This window comes from Kitasatospora sp. NPDC028961 (genome assembly GCF_055564815.1).
This window is the reverse complement of record NZ_JBVHVO010000003.1, coordinates 624,635-645,226: the sequence shown is the minus strand read 5'-3', so window position 1 is coordinate 645,226 and position 20,592 is coordinate 624,635. Positions and strand designations below refer to the sequence as shown.

The 20,592-nt window shown below is 75.5% G+C and carries 19 protein-coding genes; 15 read left to right on the top strand and 4 right to left on the bottom strand.

Annotated features, from left to right (window positions below; translation table 11 throughout):
* Window positions 1-17 precede the first annotated feature (17 nt).
* The 5 genes from ACZ4UX_RS10320 to ssuE all read left to right on the top strand — a co-directional run bounded on the left by ACZ4UX_RS10320 (window position 18) and on the right by ssuE (window position 5,817).
* Window positions 18-824 (top strand): SDR family NAD(P)-dependent oxidoreductase, encoded by an 807-nt coding sequence (locus tag ACZ4UX_RS10320; RefSeq protein WP_359809392.1) that lies wholly within the window; start codon window positions 18-20, stop codon window positions 822-824.
* A complete protein-coding gene (locus ACZ4UX_RS10315; protein ID WP_465706311.1) occupies window positions 824-2,185 on the top strand; it encodes an aminotransferase class V-fold PLP-dependent enzyme in 1,362 nt (453 codons plus the stop codon). The genes ACZ4UX_RS10320 and ACZ4UX_RS10315 overlap by 1 nt, the downstream gene beginning before the upstream one ends.
* Window positions 2,186-2,327: 142 nt before the next feature.
* Window positions 2,328-3,176, top strand: a complete 849-nt coding sequence (locus ACZ4UX_RS10310; protein WP_329487671.1) for an LLM class flavin-dependent oxidoreductase — start codon at window positions 2,328-2,330, stop codon at window positions 3,174-3,176.
* A 169-nt stretch (window positions 3,177-3,345) separates the two neighbouring features.
* Window positions 3,346-5,058, top strand: a complete 1,713-nt coding sequence (locus ACZ4UX_RS10305) for an FAD-binding oxidoreductase (RefSeq protein WP_465706284.1) — start codon at window positions 3,346-3,348, stop codon at window positions 5,056-5,058.
* A gap of 168 nt (window positions 5,059-5,226) precedes the next feature.
* Window positions 5,227-5,817 carry an NADPH-dependent FMN reductase gene (gene ssuE, locus ACZ4UX_RS10300; protein WP_352289250.1) on the top strand — a complete coding sequence of 197 codons (591 nt, stop codon included), beginning with the start codon at window positions 5,227-5,229 and terminating at the stop codon, window positions 5,815-5,817.
* A 93-nt stretch (window positions 5,818-5,910) separates the two neighbouring features.
* On the opposite strand, the gene ACZ4UX_RS10295 is transcribed toward ssuE, so the two are convergent.
* Window positions 5,911-6,099, bottom strand: coding sequence for a hypothetical protein (locus ACZ4UX_RS10295; protein ID WP_329487668.1), 189 nt, complete (start codon window positions 6,097-6,099; stop codon window positions 5,911-5,913).
* 233 nt (window positions 6,100-6,332) lie between these two features.
* Between ACZ4UX_RS10295 and ACZ4UX_RS10290 the strand changes: the two genes are divergently transcribed.
* Window positions 6,333-6,569, top strand: coding sequence for a toxin-antitoxin system HicB family antitoxin (locus ACZ4UX_RS10290; RefSeq protein WP_329487667.1), 237 nt, complete (start codon window positions 6,333-6,335; stop codon window positions 6,567-6,569).
* Window positions 6,570-6,598: 29 nt separating this feature from the next.
* On the top strand, window positions 6,599-6,988 hold the full coding sequence (locus tag ACZ4UX_RS10285; protein WP_465706283.1) for a fic family toxin-antitoxin system, toxin component: 390 nt from the start codon (window positions 6,599-6,601) through the stop codon (window positions 6,986-6,988).
* A 102-nt stretch (window positions 6,989-7,090) separates the two neighbouring features.
* Here ACZ4UX_RS10285 and ACZ4UX_RS10280 read toward each other — a convergent pair whose 3' ends face one another.
* Window positions 7,091-7,978, bottom strand: coding sequence for a GNAT family N-acetyltransferase (locus ACZ4UX_RS10280; protein ID WP_465706282.1), 888 nt, complete (start codon window positions 7,976-7,978; stop codon window positions 7,091-7,093).
* A gap of 283 nt (window positions 7,979-8,261) precedes the next feature.
* On the opposite strand from ACZ4UX_RS10280, the gene ACZ4UX_RS10275 reads away from it, so the two are divergent.
* The 6 genes from ACZ4UX_RS10275 to ACZ4UX_RS10250 all read left to right on the top strand — a co-directional run bounded on the left by ACZ4UX_RS10275 (window position 8,262) and on the right by ACZ4UX_RS10250 (window position 13,987).
* Window positions 8,262-9,242, top strand: coding sequence for an ATP-grasp domain-containing protein (locus ACZ4UX_RS10275; protein ID WP_465706281.1), 981 nt, complete (start codon window positions 8,262-8,264; stop codon window positions 9,240-9,242).
* Window positions 9,239-10,099 carry an ATP-grasp domain-containing protein gene (locus ACZ4UX_RS10270; RefSeq protein WP_465706280.1) on the top strand — a complete coding sequence of 287 codons (861 nt, stop codon included), beginning with the start codon at window positions 9,239-9,241 and terminating at the stop codon, window positions 10,097-10,099. The genes ACZ4UX_RS10275 and ACZ4UX_RS10270 overlap by 4 nt, the downstream gene beginning before the upstream one ends.
* A 52-nt stretch (window positions 10,100-10,151) precedes the next feature.
* Window positions 10,152-10,982: a putative RNA methyltransferase gene (locus ACZ4UX_RS10265; RefSeq protein WP_465706279.1), complete on the top strand. Its 831-nt coding sequence runs from the start codon at window positions 10,152-10,154 to the stop codon at window positions 10,980-10,982.
* Between the two features lie 278 nt (window positions 10,983-11,260).
* Window positions 11,261-12,592 (top strand): AAA family ATPase, encoded by a 1,332-nt coding sequence (locus ACZ4UX_RS10260; protein ID WP_465706278.1) that lies wholly within the window; start codon window positions 11,261-11,263, stop codon window positions 12,590-12,592.
* Window positions 12,589-12,969, top strand: coding sequence for a nucleotide pyrophosphohydrolase (locus ACZ4UX_RS10255; protein WP_465706277.1), 381 nt, complete (start codon window positions 12,589-12,591; stop codon window positions 12,967-12,969). Before ACZ4UX_RS10260 ends, ACZ4UX_RS10255 begins: the two co-directional genes overlap by 4 nt.
* Before the next feature lie 346 nt (window positions 12,970-13,315).
* Entirely contained in the window at window positions 13,316-13,987 is a 672-nt protein-coding gene (locus ACZ4UX_RS10250; protein WP_465706276.1) for a DUF6099 family protein, read from the top strand.
* Here ACZ4UX_RS10250 and ACZ4UX_RS10245 read toward each other — a convergent pair.
* Complete coding sequence (locus ACZ4UX_RS10245; RefSeq protein WP_329487658.1) at window positions 13,933-14,181, bottom strand: hypothetical protein; 249 nt, start codon at window positions 14,179-14,181, stop codon at window positions 13,933-13,935. The two genes, ACZ4UX_RS10250 and ACZ4UX_RS10245, sit on opposite strands and share 55 nt — an antisense overlap.
* A 556-nt stretch (window positions 14,182-14,737) precedes the next feature.
* Window positions 14,738-15,727, bottom strand: coding sequence for a 2,3,4,5-tetrahydropyridine-2,6-dicarboxylate N-succinyltransferase (gene dapD, locus ACZ4UX_RS10240; protein WP_465706275.1), 990 nt, complete (start codon window positions 15,725-15,727; stop codon window positions 14,738-14,740).
* 258 nt (window positions 15,728-15,985) lie between these two features.
* Here dapD and ACZ4UX_RS10235 point away from each other — a divergent pair, with 258 nt between their 5' ends.
* Together ACZ4UX_RS10235 and ACZ4UX_RS10230 are read left to right on the top strand one after the other, a co-directional pair.
* Window positions 15,986-17,647 (top strand): 3' terminal RNA ribose 2'-O-methyltransferase Hen1, encoded by a 1,662-nt coding sequence (locus ACZ4UX_RS10235; protein WP_465706274.1) that lies wholly within the window; start codon window positions 15,986-15,988, stop codon window positions 17,645-17,647.
* A complete protein-coding gene (locus ACZ4UX_RS10230; RefSeq protein WP_465706273.1) occupies window positions 17,644-20,319 on the top strand; it encodes a polynucleotide kinase-phosphatase in 2,676 nt (891 codons plus the stop codon). Before ACZ4UX_RS10235 ends, ACZ4UX_RS10230 begins: the two co-directional genes overlap by 4 nt.
* The last annotated feature ends 273 nt before the right edge of the window (window positions 20,320-20,592 follow it).

The following is a 20,592-nucleotide window of genomic DNA, read 5'->3' as shown; positions in this document are numbered from 1 at the left end:
GGCCCCCACCACCAGCCATGAACGAACGCAACACGACGCAGCCCCCGCTCGGCGCGCCCGCCCGGGACCGGCTGGCGGGCAAGGTCGCCCTGGTGACGGGCGCCAGCTCCGGCATCGGCGAGGCGGCCGCCAAGGCACTGGCCGCACAGGGCGCGAGCGTGGTGCTGGCGGCCCGGCGGCGGAGCGAACTGGACCGGGTCGCCGGGGAGATCACCGCCGCCGGCGGCGCCGCGATCGCCGTCACCGCCGACGTCACGGTCGACGAGGACGTCGCGGCCGCCGTCCGCACGGCCGAGCGGCACTACGGCGGTCTGGACATCGCCTTCAACAACGCCGGGACGCTGGGCACCCCGGGCCTGGTCGCCGACCAGAAGCCGGAGGCCTGGACGGACGACCTCGGCCGGGTGCTCACCAGCGTCTTCCTGTCGATGCGGCACGAGATCCCGGCCCTGCAGCGGCGCGGCGGCGGAGTGATCGTCAACAACGCCTCGCAGCTGGGCGTGGTCGGGTTCGGCGCCGGGATCAGCGCCTACGTGGCCGGGAAGCACGGCGTGGTGGGCCTGACCAAGGCCGCCGCGCTGGAGTACGCCGGGGAGAACATCCGGGTCAACGCCCTGGCGCTGGCGACCGTGGACACGCCGATGTACCGCTCCTCGGTGGGCGGCAGCCAGGAGATGGCCGACATGTTCACCGCCCTGCACCCGCTCGGCCGGATCGCCAGCGCGCAGGAGGCGGCCTCGGCGGTCGTCTACCTGGCCGGCGACGAGGCGGGCTTCTTCACCGGCTCGGTGCTGGTCATGGACGGTGGATGGACGGCCCGGTGATGCCCGCCACCGCCACCGGGCCGGAACGGGCCACCCGCGGCGTACCGGAGGTCGTCGGCGGAGACCTCAAGGTGCCGCTGGTGACCGGCTCGTGGGTGCCGTACGCCAACCTCGACTACGCGGCGAGCACTCCGAGCCTGGCGGCCGTGCAGCACGCGGTGGAGCGCATGCTGCCCTGGTACAGCAGCGTGCACCGGGGCGCCGGGTTCGCCTCCGCGGTCTCCACCCGGGCGTACGAGCGGGCCCGGGAGACGGTGCGCCGCTTCGTCGGCGCGGCCCCGGACGCCCAGGTGGTGTTCACCCGCAACACCACCGACGCGCTCAACCTGCTCGGCCGCGCGCTGCCCGCCGGCACGGCGGTCTTCCGGTTCTCCACCGACCACCACGCCGCCCTGCTCGCCTGGCGCGGCTCCCCGGTGTACCGGCTGGCCCGGCCGGCCACCGCGGCGGACGCCGTGACCGCGCTGGCGAAGGCGCTCGCCGGCGCCCCCAGGGGGCCGAAACTGGTGGTGATCACCGGCGCGTCCAACGTGACCGGGGAGCTGTGGCCGGTCGCCGAGCTGGCGGAGGTGGCCGCCACCCACGGCGCGCGCACCGTCCTGGACGCCGCCCAACTGGCCGGGCACCGGCCGCTGGACCTCGCCGCCTGGGGCGTGGACTGGGCCGCGCTCTCCGGGCACAAGCTGTACGCGCCGTTCGGCGCCGGCGCCCTGGTGGGCTCCGCCGACTGGCTGGACACCGCCGACCCCTACCTGGCGGGCGGCGGGGCCACCGCCCGGGTCGCCGAGGAGGACGGCCGGGAGAACATCCGCTGGACCGGGCTGCCGCACCGGCACGAGGGCGGCTCGCCGAACGTGGTGGGCACCCACGCGATGGCGGTCGCCTGCCGGACGCTGACGGCCACCGGCTGGGACGCCGTCGCCGCGCACGAACAGGCGCTGACCGCCCGGCTCCGCGGCGGGCTGGCGGCCGTCCCCGGGGTCCGCCTGCTGGACCTGTGGCCGGGCGGACACCCGCGGCTCGGCGTGGTCTCCTTCAGCGTCGCCCGCTGCGGCGACGCGCCCGCCGACCAGCGGCTGGTCGCCACGGCGCTCTCCGCGGAGCACGGGATCGGCGTCCGGGACGGCGCGTTCTGCGCCCACCAGGCGGTCCACGCCCTGCTGAGCGACGCACCCGGGCACCAGGGCGACCGCGCGCTGCGCGCCAGCATCGGCCTGGGCACCACCGCCGAGCACGTCGACCGGCTGGTGGCGGCGCTGGGCGAACTGGTCCGGCGCGGGCCGCGCTGGTCCTACGACCACCCGGAGGACGGGTGGCGGCCGGTGCCGGATCCGCGGCCGGTACCGGAATTCCTCCGATGAGTGGGAATTCCCCGGGTGACCCGTTTCGGGTGACCGCGGCTCAGTAGGCTCCGACACCGGAAGGAGAGTGCCCGACATGACCGGAACACGCACGACCGAACAATTGGACCATTCCCGATCGCCCGCCCACCGATTCGGCGTCATGCTCTATCCGGACCAGCCCTTTCCGGTGCTCGCGCAGCGGCTGGGGTGGCTGGAGGAACTCGGTTTCGACCAGGTGTTCGTACCCGATCACAGCGCGGACCTGCGCAATCCGAGCGGCCTCTGGTTCGACAGCTGGTCGGTGCTGGCCATGGCGGCCGTGACCACCCGGCGGATCCGGATCGGCACCATGGTGGCCAACCAGATCCTGCGGCCGCCAGCCCAGCTGGCCAAGCAGGCGATCGCGCTCGACCACCTCTCCGGCGGCCGGTTCGACCTGGGCATCGGGGCCGGGCTGTTCCCCTGGGACCACCACAGCGTGGGGCAGGTCCCGTGGTCGCCCAAGGAGCGCGCCGAGCGCTTCGCGGACTACCTGGCGATCGTCGACGGAGTGCTGCGCGGCGGGATGTTCAGCCACCAGGGGGCCCAGCTGTGGGTCAAGGACGTGGTGACCGTACCCGGTTCGCTGCAGTCGCCGCGGCTGCCGCTGATCGTCGGCGGCCAGTCGCCGACGCTGATCCGGGTGGCCGCCGCGTGCGCCGACGCCTGGAACACCCACGGCCCGCCGGGTGCGAGCGCCCAGGAGGTGCTCGGCATCACCGCCGAGCAGAACCGCCGGCTGGACCGGCTCGCCGGCGAGGCCGGCCGCGACCCCGCGGCCGTCCGGCGCGGGTACACGATCTTCGGGCCCTGGGACCCGAGAAGGGGGCGGCACGGCTACGAGGAGATCTTCGAGCGCTTCACCGGGGCCGGTGTCGCGGATTTCGTCCTGGACTGGCCGGGGGAGGCCCACCGGGAGGAATTCGAAAGAGTCGCCCGTGAGGTGATTCCGCCGCTGCGCGACAGCTGACGGAAACATCGCACACCACGGGGGATTTCACGACGCGATCCTGTCCCGCGTATCGGCCGGGAGGGCCCGGCCGGTACGCGAATGCCGTACGGGGGATCACAGGAATTCGGCAGTTCGTCGCAGACGGGCGGTTAGCCCGGGATTCGCGTGAAGAGAAGGTGTGACAGAGATGATCGAAGACGTGGCCGGCACGGCCACCACGGGGGCTTCGGACAACGGGGGTGCGCTGGGCAACGGGGGTGGTTCGGACCACGGGAGTGCTCCGCACGACGGGGGTACGGCGGACGGCGGTGGCGTGGCCGGCGGCGGGACGGCGGCGGACGCCCTGCGGGGCCGCGGCGGGATCACCGTGACCAAGGCCGACCGCCAGTACGAGGACCTGGTCAGCGGCCTCAACCAGCGCTATGTCGCGGCGCCCGACTCGGTCCGGCTGGTGAGCACCACCGAGGAGGTCGTCGCCGTCGTCCAGGAGGCGGTCGACCGGGGCAAGCGGCTCGCCGTGCGCTCCAGCGGTCACTGCTACGAGGACTTCGTCCACAACCCGGAGGTCCGGATCATCCTGGACATGTCCGGCATGCACGCGGTGGGCTACGACCCCCGGCTCAACGCGATAGCCGTCGAGTCGGGCGCCACCAACCTGCGCACCTACCAGACCCTCTACCCGGAGTGGGGCGTCGTCGTCCCCGCCGGGTTCTGCTACTCCGTCGCCATGGGCGGCCACGTCAGCGGCGGCGCGTGGGGTCCGCTCTGCCGGCTGCACGGCCTGGTCGTCGACCACCTGTACGCGGTCGAGGTGGTCGTGGTCGACGCGGCCGGCCGGGCCCGCGCGGTGATCGGCACCCGCGACCCGGACGACCCGAACCACGACCTCTGGTGGGCCCACACGGGCGGCGGAGGCGGCAACTTCGGCGTCGTCACCCGCTACTGGTTCCGTTCGCCGGGCGCCACCGGGCGGGACCCGCGCGCCCTGCTGCCGAAGCCGCCCGAGGAGCTCCTGGTCAGCGCCGTCAGCTGGCCGTGGGACGAGCTGAGCCGGGACGAGTTCGTCCGCCTGGTCCGCAACTACGCCGACTGGCACGTGGCCCACCTGGGGCCCGACGACCCGGCGCGGGCGCTGATCAGCCAACTGGTGCTCAACCACCGCAGCGCCGGCCAGATCGGCATGCTCGTCCTGGTGGACGCCTCGGCGCGGGGCGCCGAGCGGCTGCTCGCCGGCTACCTGGAGCGGATCGGCGAGGGCGTCACCGTGGAGCGCGGCGCGCTGACGCGGCACATGGGCGAACTGCCCGCGATGCCCCAGTTCGCCGCCCCGCGCCGACTGCCCTGGCTCCAGGCGGTCCGGATGCTCGGCACCACCAACGGGGTGCTCAACGACCCGACGCTGCGCGCCGAGTACAAGTCCTCCTTCATGCGCGCCGGCTTCCCCGAGGGCCAGCTCGACGCGCTCCACGCGCACCTCACCCGCGAGGACGTGACCAACCCGAACATCAGCGTGCAGCTGACCTCCTACGGCGGCCGGATCAACGCGGTCCACCCGGCGGCGACCGCGGCGCCGCACCGGGACGCGGCCTTCAAGATGCTCTGGCAGGTGTTCTGGAACGACCCGGCCGACGACGACCGCAACATCGGCTGGGCCCGCGACTGCTACCGCGCGGTCTACGCCGACACCGGCGGGGTGCCGGTGCCGAACGGGGTCACCGACGGCTGCTACGTGAACTACCCCGACATCGACCTCAACGACCCGGGCCTCAACACCTCGGGGGTGCCCTGGCACGACCTCTACTACAAGGGGAACTACCCGCGCCTGCAGCGGATCAAGGCGGCGTGGGACCCGCTCGACGTCTTCCGGCACGGCCAGTCCGTCGAGCTGCCCACGGCCTGAGCGGCGGCCCGGGCGGCGGCTCGAAAGGCGGCCCCGGCGGCGGCTCGGATCGCGTCCCGGACGGGTGTTCGGCGGGGGCCCGGACGGGTGCCCGGTGGGGCCCGCTCCGCGGCCGGGCTGCCCGCCGCCGTGCCCCGCCGCCGCCGTGACCCTCGAAGGAGCCTTCCGATGACCTCCCTGCTCGCGATATCCGCCAGCCCCTCGGCCGGCTCGCGCACCGCCGCGCTGACGGCCCACCTGGTCCAGCTCCTGGCCGAGGCCGGCTTCCGGACCGGACACGTCCGGGTCCGCGACCTGCCGGCGGCCGAGCTGCTCGCCGGGCGGGCCGACAGCGCCGTGCTGCGCGACGCCCTGGCCGCGGTGGCCGCGGCGGACGGGCTCGTGGTGGCGTCGCCCGTCTACAACGCGGCCTACAGCGGTCTGCTGAAGGCCTTCCTGGACGCACTGCCCCGCTCCGGGCTGGCGGGCAAGACGGTGCTGCCGGTGATGACCGGCGGGAGCCTCGCCCACGCGCTGGCCCCCGACTACGCGCTGCGCCCGGTGCTGACGGCGCTCGGCGCGCGGTACGTCGTCCGCGGCGCGTTCGTCCTCGACGCGGCGGTCGAGCCGCGGGACGGCGGGCCGCCGCGGCTGGCGCCGGAGGCCGCTCCCCGGCTGGAGCAGGCGGTGGCGGACTTCCTGGCCGCGCTGCCGCCGGACGTGCCCGGTGGACTGCCCGCGGCCGGGCGGTCAGGGCCGGGCGCCCTGGCGCGGAGGTGACGACGGCGGTCCCCGGAGCCTCCGGGGACCGCCGTCGCCGTCCTGCGGGGTGTGCGCAAAGTCCCGCCGGGTCCGCGACGTTGCGCAGACCCCCTAGCCCTGGGCCTCGTCGGCGGTGTGCGGAAGGGTGATCCCGTGCTGGGCGGCGAGCCGCAGCAGTCCGGCGATCCGGCCCTCGTAGGCCTGGACGCCGTCGGCGTCCTGGTCGGTCCGGGCTGCCGCGAGTTCCTCGCGGGCCCGGGCGAGCTGCTCGCGCAGCTCCTGGTCGAACATCGCTGTCATTGCCGGCCTCCAAAAGGTCGGTGCCGCTCCGGGGAATGCGCGGGGCAGTTCAGAGTCTACGAAGGTGAAGAACTCTTCAAGTCCTGCCCGCCGCGTCGCCCGGGGTGGCGTTTTCCTGGCGTACGGGCCGGCGGGTCGGTCCGCCGACAGGCGGACGGCGGGCGCCGCCGGGGCGCGCGGCCCGGGCGTGTGCGCCCTTGTTGTGCTAGCACTTCAGCGCTAGCTTGAATTTCATGGGTAAGAAACAGCTGAACGTCCGGGTGGACGCCACCACCGCGGAGATGGCCCGGGAGCGGGCGGAGCAGCAGGGGATCAGCATGAACCAGTACATCGAGCGCCTGGTCCAGCAGGACATGGGCGAGGCCGGGCGGGCGTTCGTCGACGCCGCCGCGCAGTTCATGAAGGAGTACGAGACGGCCTTCCTCGCCGAGTTCGGCGAGCACGGAGACCTCCAGGACGTGCGCCGTTGAACCTGGAGGTCGACCTCTCATGGCTGCTCATGACAGCCGAGCAGTACACACCCGGTGACCCGCAGGTCACCGACTACGGATCGCTGCTCGCGGCGGTCACCCGCCACCAGGCCGAGATCTTCGACATCGCCGTCTACCCCGAACCGCAGGACCGCGCCGCCGCCCTGATGCACCAGCTCATCCGGGTGCCGGCCCTGGAGAAGACCAACGAACTGTTCGCCACCGCCGTCGCCTACGCCTACCTGGTGGCCAGCGGGTGCACCGTGGCGACCACCGCCCGTGAGGTGCGCAGCCTCGCCCGGGCCATCCGGGAGGGGCGGCTCGGGGTGTCCGGCGTCGCCGAGCGGCTGGCCGCCTGGGTGGTGGACGAGGCCGAGGGCGAGGACGTCAGCGGCGAGGACACCGAGGACGAGGAGTAGGCGCGGGCGCCTGGGCCTGGCGCCGGCCCGGCCGGGGCGCCGGTGGGTCGGGGCTCGGCCGGGTGGGCCCGCCGGTGCCGGCGGGCCCCCGCTCGCCGTCGGCTACGCCGTGGCGGGCTCGGTGGTGGTGGGTTCGGTCGCGGCGGGCTCGGCGATCAGGGCCGTCGCGAACGGGCGGAAACCCGCCCGGCGGTAGATCCGCGCGACGTCCTCGTCGGCGGCGGACAGGAAGACCGTCCGCACGCCGTTCGCCCGCGCGTGCGCGACCAGCGCCGCCGTCACCGCCAGGCCGAGGCCGCGCCGGCGGGCCGTCGGCAGGGTGCCGACGCCGGCCACCTCGGTGACCGGGCCGACCGGGTTGTGCTGGCCGGCGCAGAGCGCCGTACCGTCCTGGACGGCCGCGGCGAGCACGGTACGGCCGGCGGCGATCCGTTCGGCGATCCGCTCGACCGTGCCGTCGGAGGCCAACTGCTGGGCGGCTGCCGCCAGTTCGTCGGGGCCGGCCAGGCCGGTGGCGGTGCCCGGCTCGCCGAACGCGAGGTGCGGGACGGCCACCGCGCTCGCGAGGTCCGGGTCCTCGGCGGCCAGCACCCGCACCGACACTCCCGCGGGCGGCGCGGTCTCCGGCAGGGTGGGCTCCTGGTCCGGGACCAGCACCAGGAGCGGGTGCTCGTGCACCGTCAGCCCGGCCTCCTCGACCGCCGCGCGCAGCCGCGGATCGTGCTCGGCCACCCACTCGAAGGCCTGCGGCGCGCCCAGCTCGCGCTGGCGGGCCAGCACGCGCAGGACGTCCTCGGCGGTGACCGCCGGGCCGGTGTGGCCGAGCGCCGGGCGGGCGTAGTACGGCCAGCCCTCGCCCTCGCGGACGAACAGGCTCAGCGGCCCGAAGTCCTCGACGCGGGCGGCGCTGCGCGGTACGGCGTCGTAGTAGCGCTCGATCTCGTCGAGGAGGGGGCGGAGGGCGGGATCAAGAGCGGCGGCAGAAGTCACGCGGTGCATCCAAGCAGGCCGGTCGGGTTCCTGCCAGCGATTTGCGGTCGGCCCGCCGTGCGCGGGGTCGGCGCGCGGACGGCCGGTCCATGTGCTGACGGCCGGGTTTCCCGGGCGGCTGCCGCCCACTCCGGGGGCCGGGCATATCGGACCGATTGTTGCCGAATGCTTACAGGCCGGGCGATCTTGTGTGCGGGCCGCGTGGCATCCTGGGGCCTTTACAGCTCCGCCGGACCGGACGGCGGGCGTCGGCACGGGGAGAGGCGAGGGGGATGACAGGCTCATGAGGCTCTGCTTTCTGGTCGAGGAGCACTACCGGCACGACGGCATGCCGCTCGACGTGGTGCGTCAACTCACCGCCTGGGGCCACCGGGTGGACGTGCTGCGGCCCGGGAACTCGCTGATGGCGATCTCCGAGGCGGTGCGGGCCGGCAGCCATGACGCCTGGGTGCTCAAGACCGTCTCCGGCGGACCCGGCCTGACCCTCCTGGAGGCGGCCGCCGCCGTCGGCCTCACCACCGTGAACGACGTCCGTTCCATCCGCGGCGTCCGGGACAAGGCGCTCGCCGCCGTGATCGCGCGCACCCGGGGCCTGCCGGTTCCGGTGACCTACGCCGCCGCCCGCTGGGAGTGGCTGGCCGAGATCCCGGCCGCCGAGTACCCGCTGGTGGTCAAGCCCGCCGACGGCAGCTCCGGTCGGGCCGTGCGGCTCGTCCCCACCCCCGACCACCTGGTCGAACTCGGCCCCGAGCTGGCCGGCGAGGGCCTGCTGATCGCCCAGCCGTACGTGCCCAACTCCGGCACCGACCTCAAGGTGTACTGCGTCGACGGCGAGCTCTACGCGACCGAGCGCTGCTCCCCGCTCCACCCCGGCCAGGGGGTGCGCGAGCGGCAGGTGCCGCTCGGCGGCGACGTCGCGCGGATCGCCGCGCAGGTCGGGGAGGTGTTCGGCCTCGACCTCTACGGCGTCGACGTGCTGCTCGGCCCGGACGGACCGGTGGTCGTCGACATCAACGACTTCCCCAGCTTCCGCCAGGTGCCGGACGCGGTCGCCCGGGTCTCCCGCGCCGTGCTGCGGCTGGCCCGCACCGGCACGGCCGTCTCCGCCCCGGCGCCCGCGCTCGCGCAGGAGCCGTCCGGGCCGGTCGCCGAGCCGGTCCGGCTGCCCGTCCAGGGCGCGGTCGTGGCCGTGGGCGGCGCGGGCCCGTTCGACGGCCTCGGACGCGCCGACCTCGTCAACGGCGCGGTGGGCGGAACGCTGTGAGGATCGGCCTGCTCACCCCCGACCCCGGTCACCCGCTGCTCGCCGCCACCGCCGCGCTGCTGGCCCCCGACCACCGGGTCGAGAGCCTCGACGCCAACCGCGACGACCTCCCGCCCGCCGACCTCCTCGGCCCCGGCCCGCTCGCCGACGTGTACCTGCTCAAGGCCCGCACCCCGCAGGCCCTGGCGCTCGCCCGCCACCTGGAGGAGCGCGGCGCCCCCGTCGTCAACTCGGCCGCCGCGACGGCGTTCTGCCAGGACCGCACGGCCATGGCCGACCTCGCCCGGCGGTCCGGCCTGCCGTTCGCCGCCACCCGCACCGCCGCCGCCCTCGCCGAACTGCCCGATCCCGACTACCCATTGGTGATCAAGAGCCGGCACAGCCGCCGGGGCGACCTGGTCGCCCGGGTCGACGACGCCGCCCGGCTGCGCGCCCTCGCCGAGGCGTGGCCCGACGAGCCGGTGGTGGCCCAGCCCTACCTCGCCGGAACCGGCTGGGACCAGAAGCTCTGGGTCGTCGACGGGCAGGTGTTCTGCGCCCGCCGGCGCTCCGAACTCGCCGAACCCGCCGGTGAACCCGCCGACGGCGGGGCGTTCGGCCCCCGCGAGCTGCCCGCCGACCGCGCCGAGCTGGCCCGCCGGGTCGGCGAGGTGTTCGGCCTCGACGTCTACGGCGTCGACCTGCTCGACGGCCCCGCCGAGCCGGTCATCGTCGACATCAACGCCTTTCCCGGCATCCGCGGCCAGGCCGGTGCCCCCGAGGCCCTCGCCGCCCTCGCCCTGCGGGTGGCCCGGCAGGGCGGCGGCCACCGCGTCCCGGCACCACGGGATGCGCGGCGGGACACCGCCGGTCGTTAGGCTTGAGCCCTCCGGCCGGACCGCACGACCGGACGGCGAGAGAAGACGGACGTTGCTGCAGGACATCCAGCCCTACCTGGCCTGCCCGCACTGCGCGCAGGCCCTCACCCCCGACGGACGCGCGCTGCGCTGCCCGACCGGGCACAGTTTCGACGTCGCCAAGCAGGGCTACGTCAGCCTGCTCGCCGGTGACGCGCACACCGGCACCGGTGACACCGCCGACATGGTCGCCGCCCGCAGCGACTTCCTCGCCGCCGGCCACTACCGCCCGATCGCCGCCGCCCTCGCGGAAGCCGCCGCCGCCGTCGCGCCGGACGGCCTGGTCGCCGACCTCGGCGCCGGCACCGGCCACTACCTCGCCCACGTCCTGGACGCCCTGCCCGACCGGCCCGGCGCCGCCCTCGACATCTCCAAGTACGCGCTGCGCCGGGCCGCCAGGGCCCACCCCCGGATCGGCGCCGTGGTCTGCGACGCCTGGCGCCCGCTGCCGCTGCTGGACGGCGCCGCCGGGCTCGTCCTCAATGTCTTCGCGCCGCGCAACGGCCCCGAGATCCGTCGTGTGCTGCGCCCCGGCGCCACCCTGCTGCTGGTCTCGCCCACGCCGCGCCACCTGCGCGAACTCGTCGGCGCGCTCGGGCTGCTCTCGGTCGACGAGGAGAAGCAGCGCCGGATCGACGAGAAGCTCGGCCCCCATCTGACACCGGCCGGGCGCCAGGAGGTCGAGTTCGGGCTGCGGCTGTCCGCCGCCGACGTCCGCACGGTCGTCGGCATGGGGCCGAGCGCCTGGCACACCGACCGGGAGCGGCTGGCCGCCCGGCTCGCCGACCTGCCGGACCCGGTCGAGGTCACCGCCTCCGTGACGGTCGCCGCCTACCGGCGCTGAGCGGGTGGGGCGGGGAGCCGGGGGTGCCGGGGGCCGGGGGTGCCGGGGGTACTCGGCGGTGTGGGGGCCGTAGTCCCGGGCCGGTACACGGCATAGCCCCTGGTCGGGCCGCGGCCGCCTCGTTGGGATGAAGGTGCCTCATTGGGATGAATCTGCCGGGCAGGCACGTTTCTGCCACCCGAGCGGAGGCTAACGTCCGACGGGTGAACCGCGACGCCACCCCGCCCGCAGCGCCGGCCCACCCCCACCAGCGGACCCCGGACCCAGGCCCCCCGCCCGTGCAGCGCCCCACCGTCGAGGAGATCCGGCTCACCTCGTTCAAGTCCTACCGGCGCGCGGTCCTGCCGCTCGCGCCCCTCACCGTGCTGTACGGGCCCGCCGGCGTCGGCAAGTCCAACGCCCTCGACGCCCTCGCCGTCCTCTCCCGGCTCGCCCTCGGCGAGGAGATCGGCGACTCCCTCGACGGCCTGCCCGGCCGCGGCGGCCCCCTCGGCACGCCCATCCGTGGCGGCCTCGACGGCTGCGTCCCGCACGGCCGCGACGCCGTCATCCTGGGCTGCACCGTCCGCTCGGACCAGGGGCCGATCCGGCTGGAGCTGGTCATCCGCACCGACGGCCCGGTCCGGATCGCCCGCGAGCAGCTCACCCTCGACGGCCGGACCCTCGTCGAGACCGGTGAGCAGGACCTCCGCCGCCACCGCGTCAACGTCGGCTGGCACAACGACACCCGGCAGGGCGACATCCACGCCCCCTTCCCGAACACCACCCTGATCACCGCCCAGATCCCGCTGCGGGTCGCCGGGTCCTCGCCCGGCGAACGGACGGTGCTGGCCGCCACCGAACAGGTGCTCACCGCCCTGCGCGAGGTCTTCCCCGTCCACCCCGTGCCCGGGCTGATGCGCGACTGGGCCCGCCCCGACCCACAGGCCCGCCTGCTCGGCAGCGCCGCCAACATCTCCGCCGTGATCGCCCGGCTCAGCAACGAATGCGCCCGCCGGTACGGCCAGCTGCTGCGCGTCGTCCAGTCCGCCGCCCCGCACCCGCTGCTCGGGATCGACCTCGCCCACCGCGGCGCCGGCGCCGACGAACGGGTCCTCGCCGTCTTCGACGAGGGCGTCCTCGGCCGCACCGGCGCCGACCAGGCCTCCGACGGCATGCTGCGCCACCTCGCGTTCGCCGCCGTGCTGCTCACCGGCGCCGGGGTGCTCGACCTCGACGTGGCCACCGAGGTGCCCTGGGCGCACCGGCAGCTCACCGTGCTCGCCGAGGACCTCGGGGCGGGGCTCGGCACCGAGCAGGCGGCCTCGTTGCTGCGGCTCGCCCGGGAGATGGCCGGCCGCAACCAGCTGCGGGTCCTGGCCGCGCTCCAGGAACCGGCCGCGGTGCGGGAGGCGTTCGGCGGGCCGGGCGAACTGCCGCCCGGAGTCGCCCTGGTGGAGTGCCGGCGCGACCCCGGCTCCGGGCACACCGTGCTGCGCACGGAGACCGCGCGGGTACCGGCCCAGGCCGCGCGCGGGGAGGCGGCGGGGCCGCTTCCGGGATCGCCGGGGGTGGTCGGGCCACCGCGACGGGCGGCCGCGGCCCGGGATGCGGTAGACCTGGACGGGTGAGCGAACGAGAGACGGAACCCGCCGGCCCCACCCTGGAGAGCTTGCGACAGCGGCTGACGGAGTTCGCCGCGGCGCGCAGCTGGGAGCCCTTCCACACGCCGAAGAACCTGGCCGCGGCGCTGACCGTGGAGGCCGGCGAGCTGCTGGAGATCTTCCAGTGGCTCACCCCCGAGCAGGCCGCCTCGGTGATGTCCGAGCCGGACGCGGCGCACCGGGTGCGGGACGAGGTCGCCGACGTCCTCGCGTACCTGCTGCAGTTCTGCACGGTGATGGGCGTGGACCCGCTGACCGCCCTGGCGGCCAAGATCGAGCGCAATGAGCTGCGCTTCCCGGCGCCGGGGTCCGGGGCGGGACCGGGGGCGGGGTCCGCGCACTGAGGGTCGGTCCGGGCCGGGGGCGGGCCGTTGGGTTCCGGCTGTGGCCGGGCCATGGCCGGGTCGTGGGCGGGACCGTCGGGTTCCGGCTGTGGCCGAGACCGTCGGCCGGGCCCCGGCCGCGCCCCGTGCTGCGGTCGGCGTCAACCGGGCGTAGGCGAACAACCCCTGGGAGGGACAAGAGTTGTCCACAGCCCCGGGGTTGTCCACAGGTTCCGAGCGGGTGGCTGCGCCGATCCCTTCGCCGGCGCACGCTTTCGCCGTGACCAGGTGTCCACCGGTCGTACGGGTCCTACGGGCCGTACGACCGGGCGGGCACGGCGAGAACGGGTGGAAGGGGTGGCGGCCGATGGAGGCGCTGCGACTGATCAAGACGGCCCGGCACGCCCTGGCGGAGGCCAGGAACGTGTCCGACGTGCTCCTGGAGGCGCGGCAGGCCGCGCTGCTCACCGAGGCGGTGGGTGCCCGGCTGGCGGAGCTGGAGGACCCCGGACCGGACGACCTCGGGCTGGCGGGCCTCGGTCAGCAGCTGGCCGAGGCGGGTGCGCACGCGGCCGGCTGCCTGGACCAGTCCGCGGGCGACTCGTCCGCCCTGCTGGGCCTGGGCATCGGCGGCCGCGCCGGGCGGCTGACCGGGCTCGGTGAGATCGGCCCGGTCCTGGAGGAGCTGCTCGGGCTGCTCCAGGAGGTCGGCGAGACGCTGGTGGTGCTGGCCTGTGGGGCCGACACCGAGAGCCTCTACTGGACGTGCATCGACGGGGTCGACGCCGGCGCCGACTGCAAGGAGGTGGTGGGCCGGCTGCGGGAGGCCGTCCGACGGGCCGAGGGCGATCGGGAGACGACGGGCGACGAGGTCGATCCACCGCCGGTCCCGCTCCCGGCGGCCGGACAGGGGTCGCCGTTACTGGTGCTCCGGCTCGGCCCGCCGGGTGACGGCGAGCCGGGACAGGAGGCTCCGCGGCCGGACTACCGGGTGCCGGGCCCGGCCGGTGCGCCGGAGGTGTCCGTGCCGGTGGGGTAGCCGCTCGGGGAGGTGCGCCGGGCGCCCGACGACTGCAGGTCGGCGAGGTCCGCGGTGACCGAGGCGAGCAGCTCCTGCATCTGCTCCAGCAGGCTCTTCGGGGTGGCGGCGCCGGTCGGCCGTGCGGCGGCCGACCCGGACGGGTCGCTCGGGGACTGTGGCGCGGCAGGTGCCTCGGACCAGGGTTCGGACATGAGGGGACCTCTTCGGATCGGTGGTGCGGCGTCAGGCGGGCGGCGGTGGGCCGGCCGGTGGCGCGGGGCGGCCCACCGCCGCCTCGCCGACGGCTCCGACGCCCCGCCGCAGCAACCAACGAATCTCCGCGCGGCCGGGTCACCGGGCACCACCCGATGCGGTCCAACTCCCGTCGACGGTAAGCCTCCCGGGTGAGCCCGGGTTGCCGCCGGTGAGCCGCCTCGGCTAGGCACCGGGCAGGCGAGCAGGCGAGCAGGCGCGCGGACGGGCGCGCGGGCGCGCGGGCACGCGGGCACGCGGCTGGGCCGAGTGGGGCCGGTGCCGGCCGGTGTCGGCACGGCCGTGCCCGTGCCCGTGCGCGGACCCGGCGACCGTCCGGCTCGTCGTCCGGGCTGTCACCGGCCCGGACGACCAGCGCCTCGGGAGGGGAGCGGTGGGAGGGGTGGGGGTGGGCCCCCGAAGACGGGCAGACGCCACCCCGGGCAACCGCCCCGCAAAGCCGAAGCCCCGGCGCCGCCGAAGCGGCGCCGGGGCCCGAGACCTCGAAGGAGGCGATCAGTTGTGCGCGTGCAGCTCGGCGTTCAGACCGCCCCAGGAGCCGGCGCGGGCGATGACCTCGACCGCACCGGTCTGCGAGTTGCGACGGAAGAGGAGGTTGTCCTGGCCGGACAGCTCCACCGCCTTCGCCACCTTGCCGTCCGGGGTGGTCACCCGGGTGCCGGCGGTGACGTACAGACCGGCCTCGACCACGCAGTCGTTGCCGAGCGAGATGCCGATACCGGCGTTGGCGCCGAGCAGGCAGCGCTCGCCGACCGAGACGACCTGCTTGCCGCCGCCCGACAGGGTGCCCATGATCGAGGAGCCGCCGCCGATGTCGCTGTGGTCGCCGACGACGACGCCCGCGCTGATCCGGCCCTCGACCATGGAGGTGCCCAGGGTGCCGGCGTTGAAGTTGACGAAGCCCTCGTGCATCACGGTGGTGCCGGCGGCCAGGTGCGCGCCGAGCCGGACACGGTCCGCGTGCGCGATCCGCACCCCGGAGGGGGCGACGTAGTCGGTCATCCGCGGGAACTTGTCGATCCCGTACACGGCGAGCTGGCCGCCCTGGGCGCGGACCGCCAGGCGGGCCTGCTCGACCTTGTCCACCTGCACCGGGCCGATGCTGGTCCAGGCCACGTTGGCGAGCAGCCCGAACAGGCCCTCCAGGCTCTGGCCGTGCGGCTTCACCAGACGGTGGCTCAGCAGGTGCAGGCGCAGGTAGGCGTCGTGCGCGTCGATCGGCTTCTCGTCGAGCGAGGCGATCGTGGTGCGCACGGCGACCACCTCGACGCCGCGGCGCGCGTCGGCGCGCAGCGCCTCGGCGGCGCCGGCGCCCAGCTCGATCTCGGCCTGCTCGGCGGTCAGGCGGACGGTGCCGGCCGGGCCGGGCTCGGCGGCCAGGGCGGGGGCGGGGTACCAGGTGTCGAGGACGGTGCCGTCGGCGGCGATGGTGGCCAGACCGGCGGCGACGGCGCCGCTTGCGAGGGAGGTGGATTCAGCAGTCACATCGTGCACGTTAACGAATGCGAGCCGTCGGTGCCGAACACGCTCACCGTGCGGACGGGGCCGCAGGCCGCTCCGGGCCGCGGCGCGACCGGGTCCGGAGCCGTCGCGGAGGGGCCCGGAAGCGCCGTGCGCGAGGTCCCCGGCGGGCCGTCGCGGGGCCTCCCCGGGAGACCACGCCACGCCCGGGCGCGCGGAACCCGGTACCCGGCGCGCAAAACCCGGTGCTCGGCGGGCGGGAGCTGGGCAATACTCGGGCCGGTGTTCATGTCGATCTCCACCACCGGTACTGCCGAGAGTCCGGCCACCGACCTCGGCTTCCTGCTGCACAAACACCCCGGCAAGGTCCAGCGGTTCGGGACGTCGCACGGCGAGGCCCACGTCTTCTACCCGGAGGCGGGCGACGAGCTCTGCACGGCCGCGCTGCTGCTCGACATCGACCCGATCGCACTGGTCCGCCGCGGCCGGGGCAAGGGGCGGGGCGGCTCGCCGGACTTCGCGCTCGCGCAGTACGTCAACGACCGCCCCTACGCCGCGTCCTCGCTGCTCGCGGTGGCCCTGCGGACGGTGTTCCGGTCGGCGATGAAGGGTGTCTGCGAGGCCCGCCCCGGACTGGCCGAGCGTCCCCGCCCGCTGCGGATCGCGCTGCCCGCCGTGCCCGCCAACGGTTCGGGCGAGGGCGGCGGCCCGGCCATGGTGGCCCGGCTCTTCGAGCCGCTGGGCTGGCAGGTCGAGGCGGTGGCGGTCCCGCTGGACGAGGAGTTCCCCGAGTGGGGCGAGTCGCGCTACGTGCGGGTCGAGCTGTCCTGCGCGACCGTCCGCCTCGCGGACGCGCTCCAGCAGCTCTACGTCCTGCTGCCGGTGCTCGACGGTGCCAAGCACTACTGGGTCGCCCCGGACGAGGTCGACAAGCTGCTCGCCGCCGGCGAGGGCTGGCTGGCCGACCACCCGGAGCGGGCCCTGATCGCCCGTCGGTACCTCTCCCGGCGCTGGTCGCTCACCCGGACCGCGATGGAACGCCTGGAGCTGGCCCGGCTCGCCGAGGCCGACGACCGCGAGGTCGAGGAGATCGACAACGCGGTGGACGACACCGACGGCTCCGAGCCCGGCGCCGCGCACCCCGCAGGCGCCGAGCCCGCCGAGCCCGCCGGGCCCACCGAGGCGGCGGCGGGGGCCGCGCCGAAGCAGCCCCCGCTCGCCGAGCAGCGCCGGACGGCGATCCTGGCCGCCCTGCGCGAGGTCGGGGCGGCCCGGGTGGCCGACCTCGGCTGCGGGCAGGGCGAGCTGATCGGCGCCCTGCTCAAGGACGCCCGGATCACCGAGGTGCTCGGGGTCGACGTGTCCGCCCGGGCGCTGTCCGCGGCGGCCCGCAAGCTGCGGCTGGAGCGGATGCCGGAGCGTCAGGCGGCCCGGGTCAAGCTGGTCCAGGGCGCGCTGACGTACACGGACGCGCGGCTGAAGGGCTTCGACGCGGCCGTGCTCTGCGAGGTGATCGAGCACCTGGACGTGCCCCGGCTGCCCGCCCTGGAGTACGCGGTGCTCGGGGCGGCCCGCCCGTCGGCGGTCGTCGTCACCACGCCGAACGCCGAGTACAACGTCCGCTGGGAGAGTCTGCCGGCCGGCCACGTCCGGCACGCCGACCACCGCTTCGAGTGGGACCGCGCGCAGTTCCGTGCCTGGGCCGAGCGGGTGGCGCGGACGTACGGCTACACCGTCGTGATCCGCCCGGTCGGGCCGGAGGATCCCGAGGTGGGGCCGCCGACCCAGCTCGCGCTGTTCCGCGTCGGCACCCCGACCGAGCCCACGGTCCCACCGGCCGGCTCCACCGTCTCCACCGACCCGGCGGCCGCCGGCGGCTCCACCGTCGCCGCCTGCACCACCGCACCCGCCCGCACGACGCCCGAAGGGGGCGAGCCCCGATGACGACCGACGACGACGCACAGTCCCCGAGCCCCACCGGGCCCACGCCCACCACCGCGGAGACCCCCGGCACCCCCGGCACCCGCACCCCCGGCACCCCCGGGGCGCGCCGCCTCCCGGTCACCGACGTCTCCCTCGTCGTCCTGATCGGCACCAGCGGCGCGGGCAAGTCCAGCTTCGCCCGCAAGCACTTCCTGCCCACCCAGGTGATCTCCTCCGACTTCTGCCGCGGCCTGGTGGCTGACGACGAGAACGACCAGTCCGCCTCCGCCGAGGCCTTCGACGTGCTGCACTACATCGTCGGCAAGCGCCTCGCGGCCGGCCGGCTGACCGTCGTGGACGCCACCAACGTCCAGTCGGAGGCCCGCAAGCAGCTGATCCGGATCGCCCGCGACCACGACGTGCTGCCGATCGCGATCGTGCTGGACGTCCCCCCGGGCGTCTGCGCCGAGCGCAACCGCTCCCGCCCGGACCGCCAGCTGCCCGCGCACGTGGTCCCGCGCCAGCACCGCGAACTGCGCCGTTCGGTGCGGGGCCTGGAGCGCGAGGGCTTCCGCAAGGTGCACGTCCTGCGCGGCGAGGCCGAGGTCGAGGCCGCCGAGATCGTGCCCGAGAAGCGCTTCAACGACCTGCGCCACCTCACCGGTCCGTTCGACATCGTCGGGGACATCCACGGGTGCCGCTCCGAGCTGGAGACGCTGCTCACCCGCCTCGGCTACGCCCTCGCGCGGGACGACGCCGGCCGCGCGGTGGACGCCGTCCACCCCGAGGGCCGCACCGCGGTCTTCGTCGGCGACCTCGTCGACCGCGGCCCGGACACGCCGGGCGTGCTGCGCCTGGTGATGGGCATGGTCGCGGCCGGGCACGCGGTCTGCGTCCCGGGCAACCACGAGAACAAGCTCGGCCGGGCCATGGACGGCAAGAAGGTCACCGTCTCGCACGGCCTCCAGGAGTCGCTGGACCAGCTGGCGGGGGAGTCGGAGGAGTTCCGCGCCGAGGTCCGGTCGTTCATGCGCGGCCTGGTCAGCCACTACCTGCTGGACGGCGGCGCCCTGGTGGTCTGCCACGCCGGCCTGCCGGAGAAGTACCACGGCCGGGCCTCCGGCCGGGTGCGCTCGCACGCGCTCTACGGGGACACCACCGGCGAGACCGACGAGTACGGCCTGCCGGTGCGCTACCCGTGGGCGGAGGAGTACCGGGGCAGGGCCCTGGTGGTCTACGGCCACACGCCGGTGCCGGTGGCGAGCTTCCTCAACAACACCATCTGCCTGGACACCGGCTGCGTCTTCGGCGGCAGCCTGACCGCGCTGCGCTACCCGGAGCGCGAGCTGGTGAGCGTCGAGGCGGAGCAGGAGTGGTACGCACCGGTCCGGCCGATGATCACGGACGCGCCCGGCTCGCGCGAGGGCCGTCCGCTGGACCTCGCGGACGTGGCCGGCCGCCGGGTGGTCGAGACCGCGCTGCACGGCCGGATCGCCGTCCGGGAGGAGAACGCGGCGGCCGCGCTGGAGGTGATGAGCCGCTTCGCGATCGACCCCCGGCTGCTCGCCTACCTGCCGCCGACCATGGCCCCGAGCGCGACCTCGCGCCGCCCCGGCTACCTCGAACACCCGGAGGAGGCCTTCCTCGCCTACCGCGAGGACGGCGTCCGGCAGGTGATCTGCGAGGAGAAGCACATGGGCTCCCGCGCGGTCGTGCTGGTGGCCCGGGACGACACCGCGCTGGAGAAGCGGTTCGGGCTGGCCGGCCCGGGGGCGATCTGGACCCGGACCGGCAGGGCGTTCCTCGGCGACGACGGCCTGACCGCCGCCGTCCTGGGCCGGCTGCGGGCCGCGGCCGAGAGTTCCGGGCTCTTCGACCGGCTGGGCACCGGCTGGCTGCTGCTGGACACCGAGCTGATGCCGTGGTCCCTCAAGGCCACCGAGCTGCTGCGCCGCCAGTACGCGGCGGTCGGCGCGGCGGCGCGCGCGGCGCTGCCGCAGGTGCTCACCGCGCTGGACCAGGCGGCCGGCCGCGGGCTCGACCTCTCCGCGCTGACGGCCCGCCAGCGGCAGCGCGCCGCCGACGCGCGGGCCTTCACCGAGGCGTACCGGCGGTACTGCTGGCCGACCGAGGGCCTGTCCGGCATCCGGCTGGCGCCGTTCCAGGTGCTGGCCGCCGAGGGGGCGAACCTCGCGGTGCGCCCGCACGACGAACACCTCGCCTGGATCGACGGCCTGGTCGACGCCGACCGCGCGGCCGAGCCGGACGCCCCGGTCCTGCACCGGACGGCCCGGCTGCTGGTGGACACCGGTGACGAGGCGTCCGTCGCCGCGGCCGTCGCCTGGTGGGAGGAGCTCACCGGGGCGGGCGGCGAGGGCATGGTGGTCAAGCCGCTGGTCTCGCCCGCCCGGGGCAGGGCCGGGGAGGGCCGCCCGGGCGGGCTGGTCCAGCCCGGGGTCAAGGTCCGCGGCCGCGAGTACCTGCGGATCATCTACGGGCCCGACTACACCCAGTACCTGGACCAGCTGCGGCAGCGCTTCCTCGGGCACAAGCGCTCGCTGGCGCTGCGCGAGTACGCGCTGGGCCTGGAGGCGCTGGACCGGCTGGCGGCGGGCGAGCCGCTCTGGCGGGTGCACGAGCCGGTGTTCGCCGTCCTCGCGCTGGAGTCCGAGCCGGTCGACCCCCGGCTGTAGGGCGGGACCGCGGGGGCCGGCCTGCGCCGCCCGCCGCGCCCGGTCCACCCGTCGGCGGGCCCCGTCCAGGAGCCGCGCCACCGGGGAGGGCCGGGCCGGGCACCCCGCGGTGCCCGGCCCGTCCCGCGCCCGGTACCGTCGCCCGTCTCGGCGGGCCCGGCCGCGCCCCGGTTCGCCCGGTTCGCCCGAGCGGCCGGGGGTGCCCAAGCCCCGGTCGGCCGGACTGCCGCGAAGGCTTTGCATACAAATTCCAAGCGTCGTATACAATTGCCG

Coding starts and splice junctions, on each gene's coding strand:
- ACZ4UX_RS10320 (WP_359809392.1), top strand. CDS start 18: ATGAACGAACGCAACACGACGCAGCCCCCGCTCGGCGCGCCCGCCCGG.
- ACZ4UX_RS10315 (WP_465706311.1), top strand. CDS start 824: ATGCCCGCCACCGCCACCGGGCCGGAACGGGCCACCCGCGGCGTACCG.
- ACZ4UX_RS10310 (WP_329487671.1), top strand. CDS start 2,328: ATGCTCTATCCGGACCAGCCCTTTCCGGTGCTCGCGCAGCGGCTGGGG.
- ACZ4UX_RS10305 (WP_465706284.1), top strand. CDS start 3,346: ATGATCGAAGACGTGGCCGGCACGGCCACCACGGGGGCTTCGGACAAC.
- ssuE (WP_352289250.1), top strand. CDS start 5,227: ATGACCTCCCTGCTCGCGATATCCGCCAGCCCCTCGGCCGGCTCGCGC.
- ACZ4UX_RS10295 (WP_329487668.1), bottom strand. CDS start 6,099: ATGACAGCGATGTTCGACCAGGAGCTGCGCGAGCAGCTCGCCCGGGCC.
- ACZ4UX_RS10290 (WP_329487667.1), top strand. CDS start 6,333: ATGGGTAAGAAACAGCTGAACGTCCGGGTGGACGCCACCACCGCGGAG.
- ACZ4UX_RS10285 (WP_465706283.1), top strand. CDS start 6,599: ATGACAGCCGAGCAGTACACACCCGGTGACCCGCAGGTCACCGACTAC.
- ACZ4UX_RS10275 (WP_465706281.1), top strand. CDS start 8,262: ATGAGGCTCTGCTTTCTGGTCGAGGAGCACTACCGGCACGACGGCATG.
- ACZ4UX_RS10250 (WP_465706276.1), top strand. CDS start 13,316: ATGGAGGCGCTGCGACTGATCAAGACGGCCCGGCACGCCCTGGCGGAG.
- ACZ4UX_RS10245 (WP_329487658.1), bottom strand. CDS start 14,181: ATGTCCGAACCCTGGTCCGAGGCACCTGCCGCGCCACAGTCCCCGAGC.
- ACZ4UX_RS10230 (WP_465706273.1), top strand. CDS start 17,644: ATGACGACCGACGACGACGCACAGTCCCCGAGCCCCACCGGGCCCACG.